Below are 27,000 nucleotides of genomic sequence, written 5' to 3' on the forward strand. Positions count from 1 at the left end.
TTATTCTCCGTTTTTGTCTACAACCGGACGGTTTGGACGGTTTGCCAGTTCCCAGGCGGTGGCAAAAGCCAGTCTGGCTCTTTTTTCCAGTAAATCATATTCGATTTTATCCGGTGTATCGCCCGGCTGGTGGTAATCTTCATGCACTCCGTTAAAGAAGAAAATCGCCGGAATTCCGTGTTTTGCAAAGTTATAGTGATCGGAACGATAGTAGATTTTCTCCGGATCGTTGCGGTCGTTGTATTTATAGTCTAATAAAAGGTTGACATATTTTTTATTGGCTTCTTCGTTGATATTGTGCAAATCGGTACTCAAACGATCCGATCCGATAACGTACACATAATTACCATTGTCTTTATGTGCCGGATCACGTCGGCCGATCATGTCGATATTGATATCGGCAATAGTATTTTTTAAAGGGAACAAAGGATGTTCGGAATAATATCTTGAACCGTGTAAACCGTGTTCTTCACCGGTTACGTGTAAAAACAGTATCGAACGTTTTGGTCCGTGTCCGGCTTTTTTAGCATCCATAAACGCCTGAGCGATTTCTAACAGCGCAACAGTTCCGGAACCGTCATCGTCTGCACCGTTATAGATCTCACCGTTTTTCATGCCCACATGGTCATAATGTGCCGAAATGACCAATACCTCATCCGGTTTTTCCGAACCTTCAATGTACGCCCAGATGTTTTCGGAATCGTTCAGCTTCGGACTGAAAGCACGAACCATAAATTCTGAGGGTACTTTCTGGTAAAAACTATCGGCTCCTTTGGGATAGGAGATTCCCATTTTTTTATATTCCGAAATAATATATTCTCCGGCTTTCTTCTGTCCCGGTTCTCCCGTATTTCTTCCTTCCATTTCATCGGAAGCAACGATATACAGGTGCTTTTTTAATTCTTCTTTATTGATTGTGCCAATGTATTTGGAAACATAATCTTTAGAAGATCCTTTTTGGGAAGAACAACTTCCCATAAATAAGGACAGTGCCAAACTGCAAAGAATTATTTTTTTCATGCTGTTATGATTGTGGTTTTAAATATGAGTAGTCTAAAATAACTTTTTGTTTCATTATTTTCCGCGTTTTTTTCTACTTTTTTAAAAAGGATGTTAAAAAACGGTATTTTCGAAAAACAATTTAGTCAAAACATTCCATTAGCAGCAGGTCACCTTCCTGATGCTCAATCGTTACGATGCCGTCCAGCACCACATGATTGCTGCTTCCGGTGCGGTAACCAATGGTCAGGCTATCGCCCTGCAATGGATAAAAAAGGTTTTTGGAATGGATACCGTTTACATTGCCGATAGGAATAAGGGAAATAATCGTATCGGCCGGGTACCATTTTTCAAATTTATTAGGTAACAGGAATATCTTTGAATGGTCATCGAGGATTACAATTTTTAACCGATTGCGGTACTGAACGATATTGGTAATATTCGTAATCGTGTGATCGGCTCTTTTGCCGGTTGCCCAAACGACGTTTACGGCAGGAATTTTTCGTTCGATAAGGTAATCGAAAGCCTTTTCCAGATCGGTTTTTTCCTGATCCGGCGTGTGGACAATCTCGATGGGATATTGGGTCTGCTTATAGTATTCGGTATCAAAATCACGGTCAAAATCTCCCAGCAATACATCCACCTTAATACCCAGCTTTGCCACGCGCTCCATAGCCGAATCCAGAACAATTACCAAAGGCGACCATTCTAATAGCTGTCCCAGTAATTCTGCATCACAGGGTGCTCCGTTGGCAATTATTAAAGCGGGTTCCTGATCATCGCGGACAATATGGTGTGAAGACATTTTCTTTCTTTTGGATTCGTTCAAAAGTAAGGAATGATTTTAAAACAAAAAAGACAACTTTTAAAAGTTGTCTTTTCAGGTTTATTCTACCGTATAATCCAGTTCGGATACTTCCGAGAGGCTGAAATAGCCTAGCGGATAATTAGTCAGGTTGTTCTGGTTGATCACGTTTCCGCGAACGGTTGCCGGTGGTGTCTGAAACGGACCGCCGCCACCGCCGTTGGCAACACTGATTAAAATGCTCATATAGTTGAAATACTGTTTTGAAATACCCATCAGGCGGATATTAACATTGTCATTCGCTACCATATCTTCATGTATGTACAGGTCGAAAGTTCTGTTTCCCTGAACGAAACGGTCGTCGGAAACATCAAATTTTGCCAAAGTGCTGTTGCGTATATAACGGAATAAATAATAGTTGTCTTCATTTGCCGGATCATCGTAAAATGTTTTCAGCTCGATATCTTTCCCGGTAAAACCGCCATTGTTATTCTGTTCCACATATAAAATGTCGGATACGCCTTTTAGCTTTTCGGTGGCTTTATAGGTCACGCCCTGTGAAACAATGGTCAGCGTATAGGTTTCGTTAATAACCGGCTGGAAGTTGTTACAGATGTATTCCCCGGTACCGCTCACGGTTTCGATAAAATCAAAAACGGTATTGGCACTGTTGGTAATATAAACCGTAGCCCCGGATACTTTCGGGATGGTATTGCTGTAATAATCGGTAGTAGTGGTCAGCGTGATTTTCTGAACGTCACCCGGAGTACCTTTAATCCAGTTAATGGCTGCATCTACCACCAGGCGCGGCGGTGCCGTATCCAGTTTTACATCCACGACATCTTCACAGCTGCTGCTCAGTGCGCAGATAAAAAGTACCGATAAATATTTGAATATTGTTTTCATGATCTGATTCTTTTATAATGTCTTAATAATCAATTTAGAATTTAAAGTTGTACGTTACGGATGGCACCATTCCAAAAATGGATAGTCGTAAGGCTTCATTTCGTCCGGTATCTTCATTTTGACGGAAGGAAATGGAAGCGGCATTTTTACGGCTGTAAAGGTTGTAAATACTGAAAACCCATTCTCCCTGCCAGCCTTTTTTCTTATCCGGTTTTGGTACATAGGTAGCCGAAACATCCAGGTGGTGATACAACGGCAGACTGTTGTCGTTTCTTCCGCCATAGCTTGGCACGGAAATTCCCTGATATTGGTACTGACCGTTCGGGTAGGTTACCGGCTGTCCGGATTGTAACGCAAAGATTCCTCCAAAAGTCCATTTTTCATTATAGGCATAACTTCCCGTTACCGATAAATTATGGGTTTTGTCATAACCGGTACGGTACCAGTCACTGTTGTTGATCCCCAATTCGTCCGGTGTTCTTCCCGGTGTCTGCTGTTCCGATCGGGATAGGGTATAGGAAACCCATCCGGTTAATTTTCCGGTATTTTTGCGAAGCAGAACTTCTAAACCGTAAGCACGGGCACGTCCGGGTAAGATAACCTGCTCAATGGCATTATTCGCAATTAAGTCGGCACCGTCAATGTAGTCCACACGGTTTTTGATTTTCTTATAGAACGTTTCTAATTCCAGGGAATATTTGTCGTCACTGAAATTTTTAAAGTACCCCACAGCAAACTGATCCAGAATTTGCGGTTTCAGGAAATTATCACTTGGTGCCCAGACATCCAGTGGTGTTGGCGAAGCCGTATTGGAAATCAGGTGCAGGTACTGGCTCATACGGTTGTAACTCGCTTTTACCGACTGATCGTCGTTTAAAGCATAGGCAACCGATAAACGCGGTTCAAGATTGTTAAAGCTGGCAATGGTTTTATTGCTTCCGTAATATTCTGTTCCGATAGGCGTAGCTTTTTCATAGATTTTAATATCGTTGTTAAAAACTACAGCCTGGTCGTTTTGATATTTGTTAATGGTCTGTGCTCCCAATCTGTAAAACATGGAGTAACGCAAACCATAATTAATGGAAAGGTTTTCGGTTACTTTTTGTTCGGCATCGATATATAAGGAAGGCTCAAAAGCATATTTTTTATCCAATTGATCCGCATTGATACCGGAATTCGGTTTATTCGGTTTAATGGTTCCCGGATTAAAGTCATAATAAATGGTATTCAATCCGTAGCTTAACTGCATTTTATCGGAAACGTAGTGTTTCAGATCATATTTGAAATTGTAGTTCTTAATACCGGAATCCCAGTTAAAGCCTGCAAAATCAAGTGTTAAACCATAATAATAGTCACTGTAAATCAGGGACATATTGGAGAATAACTTGTTTGAAAACAGGTGGTTCCATCTTAAGTTCACAACGGTATTACCGTAGGTGTTTTCAAAGCTGTCGTTCAGGCTGAACACATCACGGCCAAAATAGCCGGACAGGTAAAGGTTGTTGTTGTCGTTTAATTTGTAGCTCAGTTTGGTATTCAGATCATAAAAGTAAGCCGAGTTTTTGTTGTCGGTTAATTTCAGGAACAAATGCGCATACGAGCTTCTTCCGGCAACAAGAAAAGAACCTTTGTCTTTAGAAATAGGGCCTTCGGCAAGTAAACGGCTCGAAATCAGACCGATTCCGCCATTCATGTGAAACTCCTTACTGTTTCCTTCTTTCTGGTAAATGTCCAGTACGGAAGACAAGCGGCCTCCGAAACGCGCCGGAATACCGCCTTTATACAGCTTTAAATCCTTTATCGCATCGGAGTTAAAAACGGAAAAGAATCCGAAAAGGTGGGAAGAATTGTAAATGGTAGCTTCATCCAGTAAAATCAGGTTCTGATCGGCAGCACCGCCACGAACGTTAAATCCGGACGCCCCTTCACCGGCATTGGTTACACCGGGCAGGGTTAGTATGGACTTCAATACGTCTGTTTCCCCTAAAACAACCGGCATTTTTTTGATCTCCTTGATCGTGAGTTTGTTCACACTCATTTCCGGACGCCGGATATCGACTTTCTTCTTGTTTTCGGTAATCACGACTTCCTGCAGATCCTGTGAATTTTCGCCCAGTGAAAAGTTTTTCCGGGTGTTCTGATTCAGATCTATTGTCTGTTCGATACTCTGGTAGCCGATGTAATTAATCTGAACGTTGTAGGTTCCTTTGGGAACGGTAATGGAATAAAATCCATATTCGTTTGTAGTTGTACCGGTTTGCAGGCTTTTGATGTAGATAGTAACACCAATAAGTGTTTCGTTGTTCCTGGTATCCGAAATGGTACCGCTTAAGGTCACTTTCTCCTGAGAAAACAGATAACTCGTGGAGAGTAGCAGTAGGCTGATAATAATTTTAATGTTCATTTTTTGTAACTTTCGTTTTTTGATAGTGTTGATGATTAAAACTTTTGCAAAGATATTCTGTGAAGGAAAAATTAAGTTAAAATTTATTTAAAATATTGATTTATTATACAAATGGCGTTGGTATAAAAAACAACCTCTAATTTGCTGAAAGCATTTTGATTACTTTAAATTTGCCCCCATGAGACCACGCCTTACTTATGAGAACTTCTGGGTTCGAAATACCACTTTTTACCTACTGCTTTTTTTCCTTTTTTTCTTTAACGAATACGTCGAAAAGAAACCGGAAAAGACTTCAGAAAGAATTCTGGTCGAACTAATCGTAATATTATCAGCCATTTATTCGGCTGTGCTCTTTAGTAACGTAATTCTTGTAAGAAAATTTCTTTTGGAGAAGAAATATTTTACTTTTTTTAGGTTTTTCCTTGCTTTCTGGTGCTTTTACATTATTGTTCAGGTAACTTTTATGCGGTATATGGGGGAGTTTACCTCTCTTTTTAATGAGATATTGGGAACACTTTTTATGGTTTTTATCGGTTCCGGTATTTATTTTATCCATTTATGGGTCATACAAAATGTTTTCAGGACACAGAAAAAGCTTTTAAACTCACAGGCAGAGCTCACTTTTTTAAAGCAGCAGCTCAACCCGCACTTTTTACTCAATGCAATGAACAACCTGTATGGCGACGCACTGGCCGAACCGGAAACGGTTGCCGATAAGATATTAAAGCTTTCCGGCTTGCTGCGCTACCAGATTGAAGCTACCAAAAAAGAATATGTTTCCCTGACGGAAGAAATTGATTTTGTAAACAAATACATTGGTTATCACCAGTATAAAAGCCACAATTTAAAAGTAACACAGGAGTGGCAAGGAAGCTATGAGGATTTTTATATCCTGCCGCTGGTTTTCATGACGCTGATTGAAAATGCGGTTAAGTTTTCACTGGAATGCGAAAGCCCTTATGTGGACATAAACTGGAGCTTTAAGGACGACCACCTTATTTTTACCATTGAGAACAATTGTTTGAAAGAAGGTTCGTTTTTAGAGAGTACCGGCCTCGGACTGGAAAACCTGAGAAGGAGGCTGATCGTATCGTTCGTGAAGCATAAAATTACTATTGATAAGGATATTAGCGGAATTTTTAAATTAGAATTACAATTATGGAAGTTAAATATAAATGCTTAGTTGTTGATGACGAAAAGCCAGCTCACAAGGTCATCAGGTCGCATATTTCGCATTGTAAGGAACTGGAATATTGTGATAGTGCCTATAATGGGAATGAGGCAATGAATTTCATCAGGAAGCAGGAGTACGATATCATCTTTTTGGATATCAACATGCCTTTGGTGAGTGGTATCGAGCTGATGGAAACAATGCCGCAGCGGCCGGTTACGATTGTTACCACTGCCTATTCCGATTTTGCCCTGAAATCGTACCAGCATGATGCTGTGGATTATCTGCTAAAACCGATTTCGCTGTCGCTTTTTATGAAAGCAGTAGCAAAAGCCAAATTGTTTTGTGAAGCCCGGAACAGTAAAAACACCATTAAAAGCAACATACAGCTAAAGGTAAACGGAGAAATGATGGACGTGCTTTTAGACGATATTGTCTGTATTGAAAGTGTGGGCAATTACCTCAAAATATACCTTCAGTCCGGTGTGATTCCGGTGGTGGTTTACGGTAGTCTGATCGAAATCAAAGAAAATCTGGATGAGAATTTTATCCAGGTACACCGTTCACACATTGTAAACAGAAGCCACATGCACGGCAATACCAAACACAACCTGACCTTAACCGATGACAGAATAGTACCCATAGGGAGAAAATACCAGATTTTGATTGACAATGCTTAGTACATTGTTGTCCGGTTTCCTTTCAGCAAACAGCCGTATGGCTGTTTTTTTTATTAAGAATAGGTTTACACTGCTTAAAAACATCCTTTTCTGCCTGTTTTTTGTGTTACATTTTTGTGATATTTTACCATTAAGTTTTAAAAAAACAATATCTGCGTTATATTGTTTTAACCGTCAAAGCCTATTGCCATTGTTCACATAATCGGTACATTTGTAACTCATGTATAATAAGGGAAAAGAGCAAATGAAGTATAGCAATGTTCAATTTTATTATGTAATGCTACTCATTTTTACATTAGGATTACCATACCATTCTATTGTAGCACAAACTATGTCTAAACAGGAACTTTTGTTTAGAGAATCGGAAGAGTTGATCTATTCAAAACCCAACGAGGCTTTGAAAGTGGGACTGCACCTGCTCAAGCGTGTAACGTCCAGTAAAGAAAAGGCTAAAGTCAACTTCTTACTGGCAAGGATTTATGAGGTGAAAGGTGACTATAACAATGCGCTGACCTATTTGTTTGAAGCAGACAGGAATCCTTTTGACCTGGATAACAGGGATATGATTGAGGTTCCGGTAACCAAATCGATAATTTTAAGAGCGTTATATTTTGACGACCAATCCAAAAAATATTTTGATGTAGCCGAAAAACAGGCTTTAAAGATCAGTGACCGGAACGATAAAGCCTATGCAAAATCCTTACTGACGCTGGATAAATCCCTGATGTACCTGGATCGGGAAAAATATGAAGAAGCAGCACAGTTTATTGAAAAGCAGGGCGTTTCTTTTGAAAATACCATACGGGAATTTCCAACGATGTACCTGTGGTTTATGATCACCAAAGGAAGAGCATACTGCGGCTTAAATGATTACGAAAAAGGCCGTTTTTACTTTGAGAAGGTACTGGATTTATTAAAGAAGACAAGCATCAAAAACGATTATGCCGAAGTATACGCTTTAAGCGGAATTGCCTCTGTTTATTTTCATCAGAAAGACCACCAGAAAGCCCTTAAAGCCCTTTTGAGTGCCGGGCAGAAAGCCCAGCCGTTTGAAAATGTATACTTAACGGAAAGCATCAACAAACAGATAGCGATTAATTACCTGGCGCTGAATGATAAAACGAATTATAAGTTTTACAATACCAATTTTCTGAAAGCCAATGCCGAAGTGGAAACGATAGAACAGGAATCGGTAAATACGGCTTATAACCTGATCACACAGGATTATGAAAACATTTATAAGGTTAAAAAACAATGGTATAGCACGGTATTCTATATTGCGTTAGGACTGACATTTGTGGTCATACTCGTTTGCGGTTTGTTCTGGTTTAAATTTCAGTGGAAAAAGAAAAGACTGAAAGAGATTATCAACTACCTGGAAATTACCCGTAATAACCTGATTATCCGCTTTACCGAAAAGAAAGAGGTTAAAGAAGTCAGTAAAAAGAGCAATATTCCGCTGGAAACGGAACAGGCTTTGCTAAACAAGCTAAAGCGCTTTGAAAGTTCAACGAAGTTTACCAATAACGATATGTCGCTGGCCGTACTGGCAGGACAGTTTGAAACCAATACAAAATACCTATCGGAAATAATCAACAAGCACTATGATGTAAATTTCAATACGTATATCAACAAACTGCGGATCAACTATATCGTGGAAAAACTAAAATCCGACCCCAATTTCAGAAACTATAAGATCAGTTACCTGGCCGAAAACAGTGGCTTTTCGTCCCATAGCAGCTTTGCTACCGTATTTAAATCGATAACCGGAATTGCACCGATAACGTTTATTGAGCTTTTAAAAAGCGAAATGGAAGTTAGTAATTCACAATAGTACCGCTATGAAACGAAACAGTACTTTACTCGCCGTATTCTTTCTTTTGATTGGTGTAGGTTTATCTGCCCAGTCGGGTAAAAACTTTGACAGCCTGATCCGGGCAAGCAGCCTGGAAATATACGGCAATCCGGATAAGGCAATCGCAGCCGGAAAAGAGGTTGTGAGCAAAGCCGGGAATGATATCAATACCAAAATACGCGGTTATAAGCTCATTTCCGATGCTTATTCCTCCAAGCGGGATTATGAAAAGTCTTTGGAATATGTAATCAAAGCGAACCAGCTGTTGCCGCAATCCAGCGACAAGCTGCTTAAGATTCTGATTATCAACAAAGCCGGAATCCAGTACCACCAGCTAAAAATTTACGATAAAGCCATCCAGTATCTGGATCAGGCAGAACAGTTAAGCTTCGAATATCCGGTGCGCGATTCGGTCAGGATCAATCTCGGGATCAATTATATCGTGAGAGGGTTTATCTATAAAGAAAAACTAAACTGTGATATCGCGATAACCTTTTTTGACAAAGGTATTCACGAGATCCTGCAAGGCACTGACCAGATGGGCGGTGCCAGTAAAATCAGTATTGCCAAATACAACAAAGGCAATTGCTATATACTCATGTCCGATAACGAAGCAGCAATAAAGAGCTTTGAAGAATCGAGTGCTTTGGCAAAACAGGTAGATGCCTACAGCCTTCAGGGATTTGCTTTAAAAGGACTGGCACAGGTGTATACACTGGAAGGCAAATATCAGGAAGCGATTGCAACACTGGAACAGGCACTCAAAATTTCGGGCAATGTGGAAGACCTGGTGCTGAATCAGGAAATATACAAAGGTTTGTCTGAAAACTATCTCGCCGTTAACGAATGGAGTACCTATAAAAACTACCGCTCAAAATATCTGCAGGTGCAAACCAAGGTCAAAGAAAGAGAAAGAAAGTCTATAAGCGATTCGTTAAATGAGATTGAGAAAGAGGAAAAAATTAAGCTTAAAAATGCTATTCCCAAATTTATCTACGGTTTTATTTGCCTTTTTGTTATTGCAGTTCTGGCTGTAATTGGCTTCATTATTGCTGCGAAAAAATCCAAAACAAGTATCGATAGACTTAATAATGTAATCAAAAGCTTACAAAATGAAAAACCTTTAAGCTAATGTAAATAAAAAGTTAATTTTTTATTTAAGTAATTGTTTTTTAGGGATTTAAAGTTGTTTTTCAGCTTTAAAAATTCAGTAAACCACAAAGCCTTATCCTATTATAGTAGCATTAGTGTAATTATTTTTATTGCAAAACTATTAACTAACAAGTAATGAAAATGCAAAAAAAATTACAATTAACTACTTTAGGTTTTTTGTGGATTGGCTTTCTTGATTTCTTATCAGGATTTCATGAATGCTTATTGCACAAAAAAATAAAAGGGAAGATTTTGACTTTTCTTCTTTTTTTATTTTCTGTTTCAGGTTACAGTCAGCTGAGCACTGAAAATTTTGAAGGAGGAATTCCGGCTACCTGGAAAAAATTCCAAACGCCGGGCCCGACACTTCTTTGGGACATTTCTAATGATGGTTACCTGGGAGGTAATGCTGCTTATATTAATCCGGCTTCCGTGAACATCGGAGCGGGTAATACAGCAGAATACTTTTTAGTTACGCCATCGGTAACGCCCATACCAAACGGAGAAATCCGGTTTTTTACCAAACAGGGGAGTGCCACTAACAACGGTACGATTTACCAGCTAAGGCTTTCTACTGCCACACAGCCGGATATCAACGGATTTACCGTGGTATTAAAATCCTGGACGGAAGCCGAACTGAATTCGGGTTCACCAACTGCTTATGAGGAAAAGGTGGTTCCGATTCCGGCCGATCTGCCGTCGAATCTTAATTTTTATGTTGCATTTGTTGCCGTTAATACCCAAACAGGCGCTGCTCCTTCGGGCGATTCCTGGTTTGTAGACAATGTTAGGGTTGTGGAATCTTGTTTAAAAGTAACACAGCCTAATTTTACCGTTAGCAACATTACGGCTAACAGTGCGAATTTATCATGGACACATCCGTCGGCTACTTCTTTTGAAGTTCAGGTAGTACCGCAGGGAACTGCTCCGGCAGCAAACGGAACGGTTGTTGCCAATTCCTATCCGGCCGGTTCACTGGCTGCCAATACGTTTTATGATGTATATATCAAAACTCTATGCGGTGGTTCCGTCCCTACGAGTGAATGGGCAGGACCATTTCCTTTTAAAACATCGATTTTAGGATTATCCTGTTCAACGCCAATCGTTATTCCGGATGTGACAACACAGCCGTTTACGCTATCGACCAATCTGAACTTGTATGAAAACGCGGCAGTAACCTATCCGAACCAGGGAACAGGATGTTTATCCCCGGCAGTAACCGGGAATTACCTGGCAGGTGCCAAAGCGTTCTTAACCTATACACCCACAGCAAACGGGCTGATCACGATAACACAGACCACGCTGGGTGGAACAGGATGTTACAATAACTCAACAGGAGTTTTTGTTTACGACAGCTGTGCCAATGTTGGTGTTTCCTGTATTGCCGGTGTTAGCACCTCAGCGGCAAACGTTCCAAAGCGAATCCAGAACTTATTTGTACAGGCAGGCCACACGTATGTGATTGTGGTATCGTCTAATTTACTGGCTACGGCAAGTATCTGTTTTACACTAAAAGTGGAAGGTGGTAATTGTGCGCCGCCGGCAAACTATACCTACAAGGATTTGCTACAAAACAGTGTATCGTTTTCCTGGGATAACGTTGGTGGTTTTGCCACTGCCTGGGAATACAAAGCAGTACCAACCGGATCGGGCGCTCCTGCAGGAGCCGGTACGCTAACAACGACAAATCTTAACAATGTGATCAATACCGGATTGGCTCCGGGTACTTCGTATGATTTATATGTAAGATCGGTTTGTAATAATATTCCGGGAAGCTGGGGATTGCCTTATAAATTTACAACCCAGTGTCCGGTATTTTCAACACCATATTCCACGCAGTTCACAGGAGCATCGGCTACCGTGCCTACACCTTGCTGGACGGCAGTTGACGTTAACGGCGACGGACAGACATGGTCTTATCTGGGCGGTTATGCCACGATGCAGACCAGTACATACCAGAACTATAACAACGATATGTTTGCATCGCCTCAGGTAAATCTGAGCGGAGTGCCAAAAAGACTGCGTTACAAACATCAGGTTGTTGGCGGGGTATCCAGTTATGCTATTCGTATTTCCACAACGGGAATAGGGGCACAGAACTTTACGATTGAACTGGCACCGGATACGCAGATTACCAATACAACCTGGCAGGAAAAGATCATCAATATTCCGACTTCGATTACAGGACCGGTCAATATTGCTTTTGTTGTTAGCCCGGCAACCGGCCATACGGCAACAAGAATTTCTATTGATGATGTTTTTATTGAAGACAAACCGGCATGTCCGGATCCGTTGAGCCCTACCGCTCAGAATATCACGGAAAACCAGGCGTTATTGTCCTGGACAAACGGAGATACCGAAACACAGTGGCAGGTATCGGTTCAGCCATACGGAGCGGGAGTTCCTACAGGTTCAGGAGTGCTTGTAAACTCCAATCCTTATCTGGCAACCTTGTTAAATCCGGCTACGCATTATGAATATTATGTGAGAGCCTACTGTTCGGCTACACAAACCAGTAACTGGATCGGGCCGTTCGATTTTACAACAGCCTGTATCACTTTCCCGACACCGTTCTCGGAAAGTTTTAACGATACGGATCCTACCACTAAAAAATTCTGCTGGTCTACCAATAATGCCAACAATGATGGCGCGCAATGGACTATAGGCACAACAGAAGCAAGAATACAAAGAGGTTTTATGGGACCAAGCTCTTTTAATGACTGGTTGATTACTCCGGCAATTAATGTGTCCGGAAACAAAAAACTTTCGTTTAAATACAGAGCTTTGGCTACGCCATTCACGATAAATCCAAGACACGGTATCGAAGTATTGATTTCTACTACCGATACGAACCCGTCAAGCTTTACCGTTATCTCGCCTTTAATGGAATTTACCAATACGGTATATCAGGAAAAATCCCTGTATTTCACGGCTAACGGACCGGTATATATCGCTTTCCGCGTACCGCCGGAATTAAGTTCACCGGCTACAGCTTCTACATTAAATCTTGATGATGTAGTAATTGAAGATGCTCCGGCATGTCCGAATCCGTCTAACTTAACAGCGGCTGATATTACAGAGGATTCTGCTGCCTTATCATGGGTTCCGGGTTATGCCGAATCTGCCTGGGAAGTGAAAATCCAGATCGCCGGTACAACCAATGCGACCGTTACACCGGTGAGCAGCAGTACGTATACACCAAATACCCTATTGCCGAATACGATCTATGAATATTACGTGAGAGCTTCCTGCGGAAGCGGTGTTTACAGTGACTGGATAGGGCCATTTACTTTCAGAACTTTATGTAACCCTATTAATGCGCCATTTACAGAAACGTTCAACAGTAATTCTCAAACAGAAGATTGCTGGAGAATCGTGAACAACAACAACGATTCTAACAAATGGAACATGAATGTAACGGTTAATCCGTATGAAGGAGACCAGATGGCCGGTATGTTTACCGGAAGCAACGGTCAGAATGAAGACTGGCTGATCTCGCCAACGATTAACGTGGCAGCCAATCAAAGATTACGTTATTACTACCGTGTAAACGACAGCTTCTTTACCGAAGATTTAAAAGTACATTTATCGACTAACGGTATCGCACTGGATCAGTTTACGACTATTTTATACGATTCTGCTACAGATCCTGTATTGATCAACAATGTGGAATACAAGGAAAAAATAATTAACCTTCCGGCAGGAATTACCGGGAATATTAATATTGCGTTCCATGTACCGTTTTATCAAAGTACCGGTCCTTACAGAGGGCAGTTATTGTTTATCGACAATGTGGTAATTGAAGATATTCCGGCTTGTCCGCAGCCATCCAATTTAGTGGCGCAAAACGTAACCGATACGGAAGCGCAAATTTCATGGGATGCAAACGGAACTACAGCTCCGTGGGAAATATCGGTACAGCCTTATGGCACTCCGGCTCCGGTGGGGAACACTTTACCGCAATACCTGCATACGGCAGGAACAAACCCGTATACAATTACCAATTTAACACCGGCATTAAAATACCAGTACTATGTGAGAGCACTTTGTAGTGGTTCACAGCAAAGCGAATGGGTTGGACCGTTTGAGTTCACGACCAAATGTAGTTTCGAAAACCTGTGTGAATATACTATTGTTTTATCCAGTGGTAATTCCTTTGGAGTGGGTGGTGGAATCAATGTAATGCAAAACGGAATGTTGGTGCAAACGCTGGAATTCCCTACAGGACCTTTTAATACGGTGCCACCACCGGCAGAATATACGCTGCTGTTGTGTAGCGGAGTGGAATACTCTTTATTCTGGGACTCTATCGGAACCGCACCGGGACAATATCCTAATGCACAGGTTCAGGTTAAAGATGCTTCCGGAACGGTGGTTTGGGCAAGCCCGATGGGACTTGGAACACCAAGAACAACCTTATACACCGGACTTTCCATTTGCGGACCTGTTACCTGTCCGCAGCCGACAAACTTACAGGTAAATGCGCAATCAGAGTTTTCCTGGACAGCAGGCGGAACAGAAACACAATGGGAAGTATTTATACAACCGGTTGGTAACGGAACGTTGCCGCAATCGGGAACTATTGTTAACACGACTTCTTATGTACCGCAACCGGCAGATTTCAACTCGCAGACCGCAACAACATTCGAATATTTTGTGCGTGCTATCTGTAGTGCAACGAACAAAAGCTACTGGTCCGGACCAAAAGTATTCATCAGAAATGATGAACCGTCAACGGCAATCAGAATCCCGGTTAACCCGAATGAAGAATGTAATACCTCAACCAGTGATGTAACCTTTAACGGGGCTACGGCATCGGCAACGCCAATGAGCTGTGGCGGTATCAATGGTGGTGATATCTGGTTTGAATTTGATGCCACATCAAAAGTTCATATTATCGAAGCAAACGGATTTACCGGTAACTTCTACCAGTCATCCGGAGATGAGCCGTATCCGAACATGACGATGACGCTTTATAAAGTAGGCACAAACGGTGTACTGGAAGAAAAAGCGTGCAGCAATAACAACGTAATTGTGGCGATGTACATGTCCGAATTAGTTGTTGGAGAAACCTATAAAGTACGCCTTACCCTGAACAGTACCGTTCCAAGTACCCGAAAATTCAATGTGTGTGTTAAAACACCGGTGGATTTATGTGATATAAATGCGGTGAACCATGGTTTTGAATTCCCGCCTATGCAAACGGTTACCGGAGTTACGACCATCGGTACGCAATATGTTGTACCGGGATGGAGGGTTAATTTAGATACCTGGAGTGCTATTTTCTTTACAGAAGCATTAAATGCGATTAATTTAGGACCTTATTCCGGAGGACAGTGTATCCAGATATTGAGTGATCCTATAGAAGACTGGAATCCTAACGACCCGAACATCAAAGGAATATATAAAGAATTTGATACATCCGAAATTACCCAGATGGATTATAGTTTTGCACATGCAGCCAGATCCAGCAACGGTAGTTCACTACAATTATTTGCAGGACCGCCGGCAGGACCATTCACGTTAGTGCTGGAATCGGCTTCACCGGGGCCAATCTGGCACCTGAATACCGGATCATACACAGTTCCGGCAGGTCAGAACGTTACCCGTTTTATTTTCAGATCCAAAGAAAATATAATCGGAAACCTTTTAGATGAGGCTAATTTTAAAGCGAATGTGGCTATTAAAACAGCGGCTCACACTTTAAACTGTAGTCAGAATACCACTACTGTTGAAGCAGAAGGAGTAGGGCAATGGATAGCCGCTGCGAATAATCCGGCTACTACGGTTATTGCCACACCAAATAACAAAACAACAGTGATTTCCGGATTTACAACACCGGGTGTTTATACATTCTATTGGAAAACGCGTTATTGTGAAAAATCGATCGCGATTACCTATGAAGGAATCAGCGATGCACCGGTAGTAACCACTCCGGTTGTTTATTGCCAGAATGCGACGGCAACAGCTTTAACCGCTACACCACCGGCAAACCATACGTTATTATGGTATACGGATGCTGTGGGCGGAACAGGAAACCCGGTTGCTCCGGTACCGGTTACAACAGCTGTAGGAAATACTTCTTACTATGTGAGCCTTACCGATACTAACGGATGTGTAGGACCAAGAACAGAAATTGTTGTTCAGGTAAATGCTTTACCTGTTACCACAATAACTGCTCCGGCTCCGGTTTGTTCCGGAACGACGGCTACCGTTACTTTTAACGGTACACCAAATGCGGTTATTACATATGCTGTGGACGATGGTGCGAACCAAACGGTAACGTTAGATACCAATGGTATTGCTACCGTTACAACTCCTGCCTTAACGGTGAACAGTGTGTACACTTTGGTAAGTGTTACCGAAACCGGTACCAATGCCTGTATGCAAAACCTGACCGCTTCGGCAACAGTGAACGTATTGGCATTGCCAACCGCAACAATATCGGGCAGTACAACGATCTGCTCCGGTGATACGGCTGCAATCACGATTACCGGTACGCCAAATGCCACAGTAACCTATACGATAAATGGCGGTGCACAGCAAACAGTTGTTTTAGATGCAACCGGAACGGCTGTATTGAACACGGCTGCGATTACGGCAACCACTACTTTTGAATTGGTAGGGGCTACTTCTGCGGCTTCGTCCTGTACAGCAGCGGTAACCGGTTCGGCTGTGATTACAGTAGCTGCATTACCAACCGCTACGATTTCCGGAACGGCTACCATTTGCTCCGGAAACACAACAACGATCATGTTTACCGGTACACCAAATGCTGTAGTAACCTACAACGTAAATGGTGGTGCGAACCAAACGATTGTATTGGATGCTGCCGGAAACGCGACTATTGTAACCGGAAATGCAGGTACCTATACTATTGTAAATGTAACGGCTTCCGGAGCATTAACGTGCAGCCAGGCGGTATCAGATTCGGTTGTGATCACCGTGACACCGTTAACAGCACCAAATGTAACGTTCAGTTATGCAACAACCTGTGTAAATGCAACGGTAAATCCTTTACCGGTATTACCGGCAGGCTTTACAACCGGCGGAGTATTCAGCTCGGCGACGGTAACGGTTAATGCAGCTACAGGAGCTATTGATTTAGCAACGGCTACTGCCGGAACACACCAGGTGCAATATGTTGTAACTGCTGATCAGACAAACTGTATTGGCGGCGACAGCTATACGGCAACGATAGTGTTAACCACAGGAGTAAACCCGGTAACGGCCTTTACGTATGACAATACTTATTGTGCCGGCAGTCCGAATGCTTTCCCTGTGACAGCATCAGGATTTACACAGGGAGGTACTTTCAGTGCCGGAACAGGTTTGACGATCAATGGTACTACAGGAGAAATCAATATTGCAGGAAGCACACCGGGAACCTATACCATTACCTATTTGGTACAGCAGGATGCGGCAACGTGTAATACGGGTGGATCGGATATTTTCACGATCACTATTTCCCAGTCTGTTGCAGTAGCAGTTGAAAGTGCCTGCGAATCGGAAACGTTAGTATTGAAAGCAGTTCCGGTAAACGGTTCTTACAACCCTGATACGGTGAGTTATATCTGGAAAGATCAGAATAACATTACGGTAGGTACCAATGCCGAAACATTTAATGTGGATCAGTATCTGGCACAAAACCCGACAGCTGGTTTACCATTGAACTTTAGTGTTACGGTACTTTCCGGAAACTGTAGCGGTTCGGCACCATTTACGGTAACCAATAATCCTTGTAAAATGATCCCTAAAGGTATTTCTCCAAACAATGACGGAGCGAACGATGCCTTTGATCTGACAGGATTAGGAGTGAGAGAACTTTCCATTTTCAACCGTTATGGTACAGAAGTGTATTCTTTCAAAGGAAACTATACCAACCAATGGAATGGTGTGTCCGGCAATGGAAACGAGTTACCTGACGGAACGTATTTCTATGCGATTCATAAAGAAAACGGAACAACTGTAACCGGTTGGGTATATATAAACAGAGAACACTAATCAATAAATTAAAATGCAGTCTGTTTGTTTTCAGGCAGACTGTATTTTTAAAAGTAATAAATAGCCGAATATGAAAAAACTATATTTTGCAGCTTTGCTAATAGTTATGGTTGCTTTAGAGGTCAAAGCACAGCAAGATCCGCATTATACACAATATATGTATAATATGAATGTCATGAATCCGGCTTATGCAGGATCCAAAGAGAGTTTATCCGGAGGATTATTATACAGACAGCAGTGGGTTGACATACAGGGAGCTCCTAAAACAGCGACCTTATCCCTGCACAGTCCGGTTGGAAAAAATGTTGGATTAGGGTTATCTGCCGTTTCCGATAAAATTGGTCCGGTGGAAGAAAATAATGTCTATGCCGATTTCTCCTATACGTTAAATTTAGGTGGCGAACACCGTTTGGCACTTGGACTTAAAGCCGGGGCGACATTCCAGAAAATCGGATTGTTCTCGGAAATCGGTAACGGATTTGTACCGCAGCCGGGTGATGTTGCCTTCCGGGAAGATACCAGCAATACCTATTTTAATGTGGGTACCGGGGTCTTTTACTATACGCAGCACTATTACCTGGCCTTTTCGGTACCCAGCATGTTGAAAAAAACACATCTGGATGTTACCCAAAACGGACAGGAATACAATTTCGGAAGCGAAACACAACACTATTTCTTAACAGGGGGATATGTGTTTAACCTGACCGATAATATGAAATTTAAGCCCTCTTTTATGGTAAAGTCGGCATTTCAGGCACCAACCTCATTAGATTTGTCAGCAAATGTTTTATTTTTTGATAAGTTCGAACTGGGAGCAACGTACCGACTGGATGATTCCTTTGGCGGAATGGTGAATTATGCCATTACACCCAACATCAAAATCGGATACGCTTATGACCATATTGTTTCAGACTTAAAGGTAACAACGCCGGCTTCACATGAATTTATGTTGTTATTTGATTTGAACTTCCCGAAAAAAGTATCACTTTCACCAAGATATTTCTAAACCAAAGGATATAAAATGAAAAAACAGTATATAACATTAGGCTTAATGCTACTGCTAACAGCAGGTTACGGACAAAACAAAGCGACAGAAAAGGCAGACCAGCTTTTTGAAAGCTACCAGTATGTGGGGGCTATTGAGGAATATTTGAAATTAGCGGAAAGTAAAAATGCTAATGAATATGTCTATACTCAGCTGGCAGACAGTTACTACAATGTATTCAACATGAGCGAAGCGGCCAAATGGTATGCCAAAGCAACGGAAGGCAAAGCTGCGGCAGAAACCTATTACCGTTATGCGCAAACGCTGAAAGCATTGGGGAAATACCAGGATGCCAATAAGCAAATGGATGCTTTTGCCCGTTTGATGCCAAATGATGTCAGAGCAAAAGAACACAAAGCAAATCCCAATTATATTCCCAGCCTGACCAACCGTACAAAAATGTTTGATGTGGCGGCTACGAACATAAACAGTAAAGGACAAAGCGATTTTGGAGCGGTACTCACCAATGACAAAACACTTTATTTTACCAGTACCCGAAATACCGCTAAGAAAACGGATAAATGGGCGAATCAGCCGTACCTGGATATTTTTCAGGCAACCCGAAATGAAGACGGAACGTTTACAGAACCCAAACCGGTTGATGAGCTGAATACTCCTTTCCACGATGGTCCGGTTACCATTAGCAATGATGGCAAAACCATGTTTTTTGCCCGCGACGGTCATAGTGCCGGACAATATGAAAGAAGTAAGAACAGCAATACCAAAGTAGGGCAGCAGGGTTTGTATAAAGCCACAAAAACAGATGGAAAATGGGGACAGATTGAAGCCCTTCCGATAAACAGTACGGCCTATTCGATAACCAATCCGAGTTTGAGCAAAGACGGTAAGACCTTGTATTTTGCTTCCAATATGCCGGGTGGTTTAGGAGAATCGGATATCTGGAAAGTAGCGGTAGAACCAACAGGATATGGCAAGCCGCAAAACCTGGGCGCTGCGGTAAATACACCCGGAAAAGAGAACTTTCCGTTTATCACGGACGATAATATCTTATATTTTGCTTCTTCCGGAAAACAGGGATTTGGCGGATTGGATGTCTTTAAAATTGATTTAGGAACTTCCGAAACAGCCCAAAATGTTGGAAAACCGGTAAACAGTGAAAAAGATGATTTCTCTTTTAGCTTTAACAAAACCCTGAACATCGGTTACTTTTCTTCTAACCGCGACGGTTCGGATGCTATTTATATGGCTACACCGGTTTGTTCGGCAGAAGCGATTGCTTTGGTGACCAATAAAAAAACAGGAGCACTGTTAACCAATGCTTCGGTGGCTATACTGGATGCTAAAGGAAATATCATAGCAACCAAACAAACCAATGCCGAAGGAAAAGTAAGTTATAATGTGGACTGTGAAACGGCTTATGTGTTCCAGGCAACAGCTCCTAATTTTGAAGCCGGAACCTTCCCGGTTCAGAAAATAAAATCGGGTGAAATGATGGTCGAAACACCATTAGTACCGGTAGAAGTGATCATTACCGATAAGGAAGTATTGCTGAATCCGGTATATTTCGATTTCAACAAAAGCAATATTACAGAGCAGGGGGCGAATGAGCTGAACAAACTGGTTAAGGTGATGAAAGATCATCCGGCAATGGTAATCATGGTAAAATCACATACCGATTCCAAAGGTAGTGCCGCTTACAACCTGAAATTGTCCGAACAAAGAGCACAGGCAACCGTACAATACCTGATCTCAAAAGGCATTGAAAAAGACCGTATTTCCGGAAAAGGATATGGAAGTTCGGAGCTTAAAATCAATTGTACGAACTGTACAGAAGAAGAACACTCTCAAAACAGACGTTCTGAATTTGTAATCATTAAAAAATAGATCTGAATCATCTCTTATTGAAAGTTGGGAATACAAAACAGTCTCATGGTTTTTTGGAAGTTAACAACAGATAGTTCGCGATTTTCATAAGAGATATTAGATCGGTTTCAATAAAAAAACAATAGCTAACCTTGATGCATACAGTCGGGGTTGGCTATTGTTCATCAATAAAAAACTGATAAATGAAGAAATTTCTATTAGCATTGTTAGCCGTAATTTTCTCAAATGTGGCGATTGCTCAAAACCAGCCTAACGATTGCGTCAATGCCATTACGGTTTGCGGTAATGGTACTTTTAGTTCCAATGCCAGCGGTATTGGAGCGGTTCAGGAAGTTTCCGGTTGTGGGGGAGCGGAACACAATTCGATTTGGTTAAAAATCAATGTGGTTCAGGCGGGAACATTGGGTTTTAACATTATCCCCAATGATACCAATATTGTTGTGGATTACGATTTCTGGGTTTACGGACCAAACAGAACCTGTTCGAGTCTGGGTAGCCCGATACGCTGTGCAACCACCAATCCGCAACTGGCAGGAATGACCAATAATCATACGGGAATGAACGGGGCAACAACCCTAACGCAAACAGGCCCGGGTGCTAATGGTAACGGTTATGTCCGCTGGTTAAATGTAACGCCGGGACAATCCTATTATATTGCAATTGACCGGCCGGAAGGCGATGGCGGATTTGATCTGGAATGGACCGGAACGGCAACTCTGAACGGAGGCGCTTTTGCACCGCCGCCGGTTGCCAATACTATTGCCGATTTAAAAGTGTGCAGTGCAACCCCGAATATCGGTCTTTTTGACCTGAATAGTGTAAGAAGCCAGATCAATCCGGATCTTGCCAATAACACAATAACTTTTCATACAACGCTTGCCAACGCAAACGATGGTATTGCACCATTGCCTAATATTATAGCCAATACGGTTAATCCCCAGACAATTTATGCGAGAGTAACGAATACTACTTCCGGATGCTACAGTATCACGGATTTTAAACTGATTGTTTATCCGGTTCCTACGGCTAATTTAAGTGTTGCGCCAACGGCTATATGTGCCGGTGAAAATGCAACGGTTACTTTTACCGGAACTCCGGATGGAACTATTGAATATACGATTAACGGCGGTGCAGTTCAGACAGCAGTTTTAAATGCTGCCGGAACATTTACCTTGACACAGACACTAACAGCCGACACAACTTATACCTTAAGTTATGTTAAGATCATCGATAATAACGGAACGATGCTCTGCTCGCAGGCATTGAACGCTTCTGTAACCGTAACCGTTAGTCCGCTGCCGGTAGCAACGATATCCGGAACAGCCACTATATGTTCGGGCGACGCTGCAACAATTACCTTTAACGGAACACCTAACGCTACGGTTACTTATACTTTTAACGGAGGGGCAAACCAGCAAATTGTACTGGATGCTGCGGGAACCGCCACGCTTACCGGCGGAACGGCAGGAACCTACAACCTGGTTAGTGCTGCGACAACCGGAACACCGGCTTGCAGCCAGCCTCAAACGGGATCTGTGACCATTACAACCACGTCGCTGCCTACAGCTGCAATAACAGGAACAGCTTCGGTTTGTTCCGGTACCACGGCAACGATTACTTTTAGCGGAACGCCAGGCGCAACCGTTACCTATACTGTTGATGCTAACCCAAATGAGTTTATAACGTTAAACGGAACGGGAACAGCTACAGTAACAACACCAGTCTTAACGAATTCAAGTACATACACTCTGGTTGCGGTTGCTTCTGCCGGTACACCGTCCTGTAGTCAGCCGTTAACAGCTGCCCATACGGTAAACGTTATTCAGGCACCGGTTATCAATACGCCGGCAGCTTTTGAAGTGTGCAGCAACAACAGTACTAATGCGTTTGCAGTTTTTGACCTGACAACCAGGATCAATGAAATTACCGGCGGCAATCCGGCCTATACGGTAACTTTTCATGAAACGCAGGCCGATGCCAATGCAGGAACCAACCCAAAAGGACCTTTATATACCAACATTAACCCGGTGACTCAAACCTTGTATATCAGGGTGGTTAGCGGCGGAGCCAATCAGTGTGCTTCCTTTACAACCTTATTGTTAAAGGTAATCGCACGTCCGGCACTCAATCCGGATGTGACAAACTATGAAGTATGCGAAACAAGTGTACCGGGCGATGGTTTTGAAATATTTGATCTGACGGTTAAAAACACCCAGTTAATCAACGGCCAGACCGGCGTTTCGGTGTCGTATTATATCAGCCAGGCAGATGCCCAGTCCGGAACGGCTCCGATTGTTCCGGCAACAGCGTTTCCCAATACGGGGAACCCGCAGACCATCTGGTATCAGTTGAGAAATACAACCGGATGTATAAGCGTGGGCTCTTTCCAGTTAATTGTAAATCCGTCACCGGTCATTACGCCATTAAATCCAATGAATGCCTGTAGTAACGGAACAACTACTACGGCCGCATTTGACCTGGCGTTAAACAATCCGCTTGTAACGGGTGGTGTTGCCGGTTTGCAGGTGAGTTATCATTTAACCCAGGGAGATGCTAATACCGGACTGAATCCGTTACCGATACCGTATACCAGCGGACCGGTGACCATATTTGTTCGTGTTAAAAATCCGGTAACCGGATGTTTTGCAACCACCTCTTTGGAACTGAATATCACTCAGGGACTGCTTGCAGTAACCCCGCAGCCTCTGGAATATTGCGATCCCAATAATGACGGATTCGGTCCGTTCGATTTAAACGGTGTTGCAGCAGTAATAGCCGGAGGAACTATTCCGCCCGGCGTTTCGGTGACCTTCCACGAAACACCGGAAGATGCGCAATTGGGACTGAATGCTCTTCCAAGCCCTTATACCAATATCAATCCGTGGACACAAACGCTTTATGTAAACGTTAGTTATACCTTAACCAGCTGTACTAATACAGTACAACTACAGTTGATCGTACATGAAACACCGGAAGCCGTGACACCAACACCGTTAGTGATTTGTGATGACAATACAGCCGATGGTTTTGCGGCTTTTGACCTTACCGTTAAGGCATCCGAAATTTTAGGAACATTAAATCCGGCCAACCATACGCTTAGCTATCATGTGAACCTGAATGATGCACAGGCAGGAATCAATATAATCAACAACATATTCAGCTATACCAACATTACGAATCCACAGGTTATTTATGTTCGTGTCACGCATAACACAACCGGCTGTTTTGATGTTGTTGCATTCAAACTAATGGTTAACCCATTACCGGTTGTGCCAATGCCAGTACCGGCTTACTCCTTATGTGACTATACCGGACTGCCGTTATATGAAGAATTCGATTTATCGACTAAGATTCCGGAAATCATCGGAACCACAACAGGATTAAATGTAACGTTCTATTTCAGCCAGGCAGATGCTCAGGCAGGAGTAGCCGGTACCGAATTGCCATTGTTGTATACCAATCAGGTACCTACAGTACAAACCATTTTTGTACGTGTAGAAAACACCACCACGCATTGCTTTAGCGTAACAGCTATGGACCTTAGAGTAGAACCGCTTCCGGTTTTAGTCATGCCAACAGCAGCCGTGATGGTATGTGATACCAACAGCAACGGCTTTAGCAGCTTTGACCTGACGGCTTTAATTCCGAACATGTTAAACGGAGAGCCAAACGTAGCGGTAAGCTTCTACGAAACCCAGACCAATGCAGAAAACGGCTTAGACCCTATTACAACGAACCCTTACGACAACATTAACCCGTTCACCCAAACCCTATGGGTATTGGCCACCAACACGGTTACCGGTTGTAAGAGCGTTTACTCGTTCAACCTTCAGGTAAACTCCGCACCGGAGATCCCAACGTTGATTGACTTAACCAAATGTGATGAAGACAATAACCCTCATGACAACCAGACCTATTTTGACCTGACGGTACAAACCCCGATCCTGTTAACGGCACAAACCGGTCCTGCAACAGACTACGAAGTACGTTACTTTGTATCTCAGGCATTTGCCGAGGCAGGAACACCGTTTATCGTTAGTGATGCTAACTTTATGGGAACAGACGGTCAGGACATCTGGGTACGTATCAACAACCTGGTAACAGGCTGTCATAACATTACCCGTTTCAAATTACATGTGAACAGTCCGTTACTGTTAACCCAGCCGGATCAGATCACCAAATGTGATGAAGCCTTACCAAATGACCAACGTACAGAATTTGACTTAACCATCAGAGAAAACCAGATCACAGGCGGAGCAACAGGTTATACCTTTGCTTACTATGCCAGTACGGTTATTCCACCAGCTGCGGGTACTTTAATTACCACTCCTACAGCTTATACGAACACTGCTACAGCCCAATCGATCGTGATTGGCGTGACCAGCAACGAAGGCTGTACGAGCTATATTCGTATGACGATCCGTGTAACTCCGTTACCGGAACCGAAATTCGATCCGCAGCCAATAGTAACCTGTGATGATGCTTATCCAAACGATGGTATCACCACTGTAGATGTGACAGTTAATGCAACCTATATCCAAAACGGAGACCCTACTTATGTATTGACCTACCATGCGAGTCAGGCCGATGCAGAAGCAGGAGTAAACCCAATTGCTACACCAACCAACTGGTCTAACCAGGATGCTAACGGAAACGCGCTTCAAAGCGTATGGATCCGCGTAACTACGGCTCCGGCAAGTGCGGCAGACAGATGCTCTTTAGTAGTAGAACAACCAATCGTGGTAAACCCATTACCGGCAGTTGGTCCGATGACTACGTATTACCTGTGTCAGCCAGGTACCAGCGGCAGTGGCATCTTTGATCTAACCACCAAAGACCCGCAAGCCTTGGCAGGTCAGAACCCGGCCGACTTTACGGTAACTTACCATGAAAGCCATGCCGATGCCCAGAACAATACCGCTATTATCACTACGCCATCGAATTACCCGTATACGAATGTAATTCCGGCGAAAGTTATCGGTGTTCGTATTGTGAACAATGCAACAGGATGTGTGAACACAGCCTTCTTTGAACTGTTAGTAGAAGAGGAAGCGACCGCCACGGCTCCGGATCCTGCAGATACAACAGTTTGTGATGAAGACGGCACGAACGATGGCTTCCATACCTTTGACCTTACAGACTTATTGGATGCTCAGATCATGAACGGTCAGACCAATCCGGATTATGTGATTCATTATTATGCCAATGCCCAGGATCTGATCAATAACAACCCGATTCCAGCCAGTACAAACCCGGCGGATAACGGACATGTTATTTTCACCAATACGATTGCTTACCAGCAAACGATAATCGCTCAGGTTACCCATACGACAACCGTTTCCGGCTGTCCTGCAAATGTAGATGTGATCCTGGTTGTTAACCCGCTACCGGAACCAACACCAAACGGCGGATTTGTATGTATTGACCAGGAAACCGGAACAGTACTAAGCACCCATATCATCAACAGTGGCCTGGATGCAGCGACTTACAGTTTTGAATGGTTTGATGGCACAACGCTAATTGCAGGAGAAACCGGACCGACATTAGAAGTGAACCACCCGGCGACTTACTCAGTGGTAGCTACAAACATTGCTACAGGATGTCAGAACCTACCGGTATCGGTAACGGTAACCCAATCGGAACCGGCAGCAGTTACAGCTTATGTATCGAATGCGTTTACCGATAACCAGACCATTACGGTTGAAGCGATCGGAATCGGAGAATATGTTTACCAATTGGATGAAGGCGATATTCAAACGAGCCCTGTATTTGAGAACGTAACCCATGGTTCCCATACGGTAACGGTATATGACAATAAAGGTTGTGCGAGTGTAACGATCCCTGTAACGGCGATCAACTATCCGCATTACTTTACTCCAAATGGTGATAATTACCATGACACTTGGAATATTGGCGATTTAGAGAATGATGCAAGCGCAAAAATTTATATATTTGACCGATACGGAAAATTATTAAAACAGATCAAACCATCAAAAGTTACGGGTTGGGATGGAACGTTAAACGGTCAGCCGTTACCATCTACGGATTACTGGTTTACAGTGACCTATACCGAACAAGGACAATTAAAAGAATTTAAGGCGCACTTCTCGTTAAAACGATAATTAGCTTTAGAT

At 42.8% G+C, this 27,000-nt stretch carries 12 protein-coding genes; 8 read left to right on the plus strand and 4 right to left on the minus strand.

From position 1 onward, the window contains the following. The 4 genes from HW120_RS11385 to HW120_RS11400 form a co-directional block, all read right to left on the minus strand. Complete coding sequence (locus HW120_RS11385) at nucleotides 1-1,020, minus strand: M28 family metallopeptidase (RefSeq protein WP_177734224.1); 1,020 nt, start codon at nucleotides 1,018-1,020, stop codon at nucleotides 1-3. 121 nt (nucleotides 1,021-1,141) lie between these two features. Further along, the gene (locus HW120_RS11390) at nucleotides 1,142-1,804 is read right to left on the minus strand and encodes a thiamine diphosphokinase (protein WP_177734226.1); all 663 of its coding nucleotides are present in this window, start codon (nucleotides 1,802-1,804) and stop codon (nucleotides 1,142-1,144) included. A gap of 81 nt (nucleotides 1,805-1,885) precedes the next feature. After that, entirely contained in the window at nucleotides 1,886-2,710 is an 825-nt protein-coding gene (locus tag HW120_RS11395) for a DUF4249 domain-containing protein (RefSeq protein ID WP_177734227.1), read from the minus strand. A 34-nt stretch (nucleotides 2,711-2,744) separates the two neighbouring features. Continuing rightward, nucleotides 2,745-5,114: a TonB-dependent receptor gene (locus tag HW120_RS11400; protein ID WP_177734228.1), complete on the minus strand. Its 2,370-nt coding sequence runs from the start codon at nucleotides 5,112-5,114 to the stop codon at nucleotides 2,745-2,747. A gap of 178 nt (nucleotides 5,115-5,292) precedes the next feature. Here HW120_RS11400 and HW120_RS11405 point away from each other — a divergent pair, with 178 nt between their 5' ends. The 8 genes from HW120_RS11405 (at nucleotide 5,293) to HW120_RS11440 (ending at nucleotide 26,988) form a co-directional block, all read left to right on the plus strand. Beyond that, a complete protein-coding gene (locus HW120_RS11405) occupies nucleotides 5,293-6,297 on the plus strand; it encodes a sensor histidine kinase (protein ID WP_177734229.1) in 1,005 nt (334 codons plus the stop codon). Continuing rightward, entirely contained in the window at nucleotides 6,273-6,965 is a 693-nt protein-coding gene (locus HW120_RS11410; RefSeq protein WP_177734230.1) for a LytR/AlgR family response regulator transcription factor, read from the plus strand. Before HW120_RS11405 ends, HW120_RS11410 begins: the two co-directional genes overlap by 25 nt. A gap of 277 nt (nucleotides 6,966-7,242) precedes the next feature. After that, nucleotides 7,243-8,799: a helix-turn-helix domain-containing protein gene (locus tag HW120_RS11415; RefSeq protein WP_218618718.1), complete on the plus strand. Its 1,557-nt coding sequence runs from the start codon at nucleotides 7,243-7,245 to the stop codon at nucleotides 8,797-8,799. Nucleotides 8,800-8,806: 7 nt separating this feature from the next. Then, nucleotides 8,807-9,952 (plus strand): tetratricopeptide repeat protein, encoded by a 1,146-nt coding sequence (locus HW120_RS11420; protein ID WP_177734232.1) that lies wholly within the window; start codon nucleotides 8,807-8,809, stop codon nucleotides 9,950-9,952. Nucleotides 9,953-10,224: 272 nt separating this feature from the next. Then, nucleotides 10,225-17,976, plus strand: coding sequence for a choice-of-anchor J domain-containing protein (locus tag HW120_RS11425; protein WP_177734233.1), 7,752 nt, complete (start codon nucleotides 10,225-10,227; stop codon nucleotides 17,974-17,976). Between the two features lie 70 nt (nucleotides 17,977-18,046). Then, nucleotides 18,047-18,982: a PorP/SprF family type IX secretion system membrane protein gene (locus HW120_RS11430; RefSeq protein ID WP_177734234.1), complete on the plus strand. Its 936-nt coding sequence runs from the start codon at nucleotides 18,047-18,049 to the stop codon at nucleotides 18,980-18,982. Between the two features lie 15 nt (nucleotides 18,983-18,997). Beyond that, nucleotides 18,998-20,866: an OmpA family protein gene (locus HW120_RS11435; RefSeq protein WP_177734235.1), complete on the plus strand. Its 1,869-nt coding sequence runs from the start codon at nucleotides 18,998-19,000 to the stop codon at nucleotides 20,864-20,866. Between the two features lie 182 nt (nucleotides 20,867-21,048). Then, nucleotides 21,049-26,988: a T9SS type B sorting domain-containing protein gene (locus HW120_RS11440; RefSeq protein ID WP_177734236.1), complete on the plus strand. Its 5,940-nt coding sequence runs from the start codon at nucleotides 21,049-21,051 to the stop codon at nucleotides 26,986-26,988. The last annotated feature ends 12 nt before the right edge of the window (nucleotides 26,989-27,000 follow it).

This window comes from Flavobacterium inviolabile (genome assembly GCF_013389455.1).
Lineage (GTDB): Bacteria > Bacteroidota > Bacteroidia > Flavobacteriales > Flavobacteriaceae > Flavobacterium > Flavobacterium inviolabile.

Excerpts from the sequence above, each read along its gene's own strand:
- HW120_RS11385 (WP_177734224.1), bottom strand. The coding sequence starts at position 1,020 with ATGAAAAAAATAATTCTTTGCAGTTTGGCACTGTCCTTATTTATGGGA.
- HW120_RS11390 (WP_177734226.1), bottom strand. The coding sequence starts at position 1,804 with ATGTCTTCACACCATATTGTCCGCGATGATCAGGAACCCGCTTTAATA.
- HW120_RS11395 (WP_177734227.1), bottom strand. The coding sequence starts at position 2,710 with ATGAAAACAATATTCAAATATTTATCGGTACTTTTTATCTGCGCACTG.
- HW120_RS11400 (WP_177734228.1), bottom strand. The coding sequence starts at position 5,114 with ATGAACATTAAAATTATTATCAGCCTACTGCTACTCTCCACGAGTTAT.
- HW120_RS11405 (WP_177734229.1), top strand. The coding sequence starts at position 5,293 with ATGAGACCACGCCTTACTTATGAGAACTTCTGGGTTCGAAATACCACT.
- HW120_RS11410 (WP_177734230.1), top strand. The coding sequence starts at position 6,273 with ATGGAAGTTAAATATAAATGCTTAGTTGTTGATGACGAAAAGCCAGCT.
- HW120_RS11415 (WP_218618718.1), top strand. The coding sequence starts at position 7,243 with ATGCTACTCATTTTTACATTAGGATTACCATACCATTCTATTGTAGCA.
- HW120_RS11420 (WP_177734232.1), top strand. The coding sequence starts at position 8,807 with ATGAAACGAAACAGTACTTTACTCGCCGTATTCTTTCTTTTGATTGGT.
- HW120_RS11430 (WP_177734234.1), top strand. The coding sequence starts at position 18,047 with ATGAAAAAACTATATTTTGCAGCTTTGCTAATAGTTATGGTTGCTTTA.
- HW120_RS11435 (WP_177734235.1), top strand. The coding sequence starts at position 18,998 with ATGAAAAAACAGTATATAACATTAGGCTTAATGCTACTGCTAACAGCA.
- HW120_RS11440 (WP_177734236.1), top strand. The coding sequence starts at position 21,049 with ATGAAGAAATTTCTATTAGCATTGTTAGCCGTAATTTTCTCAAATGTG.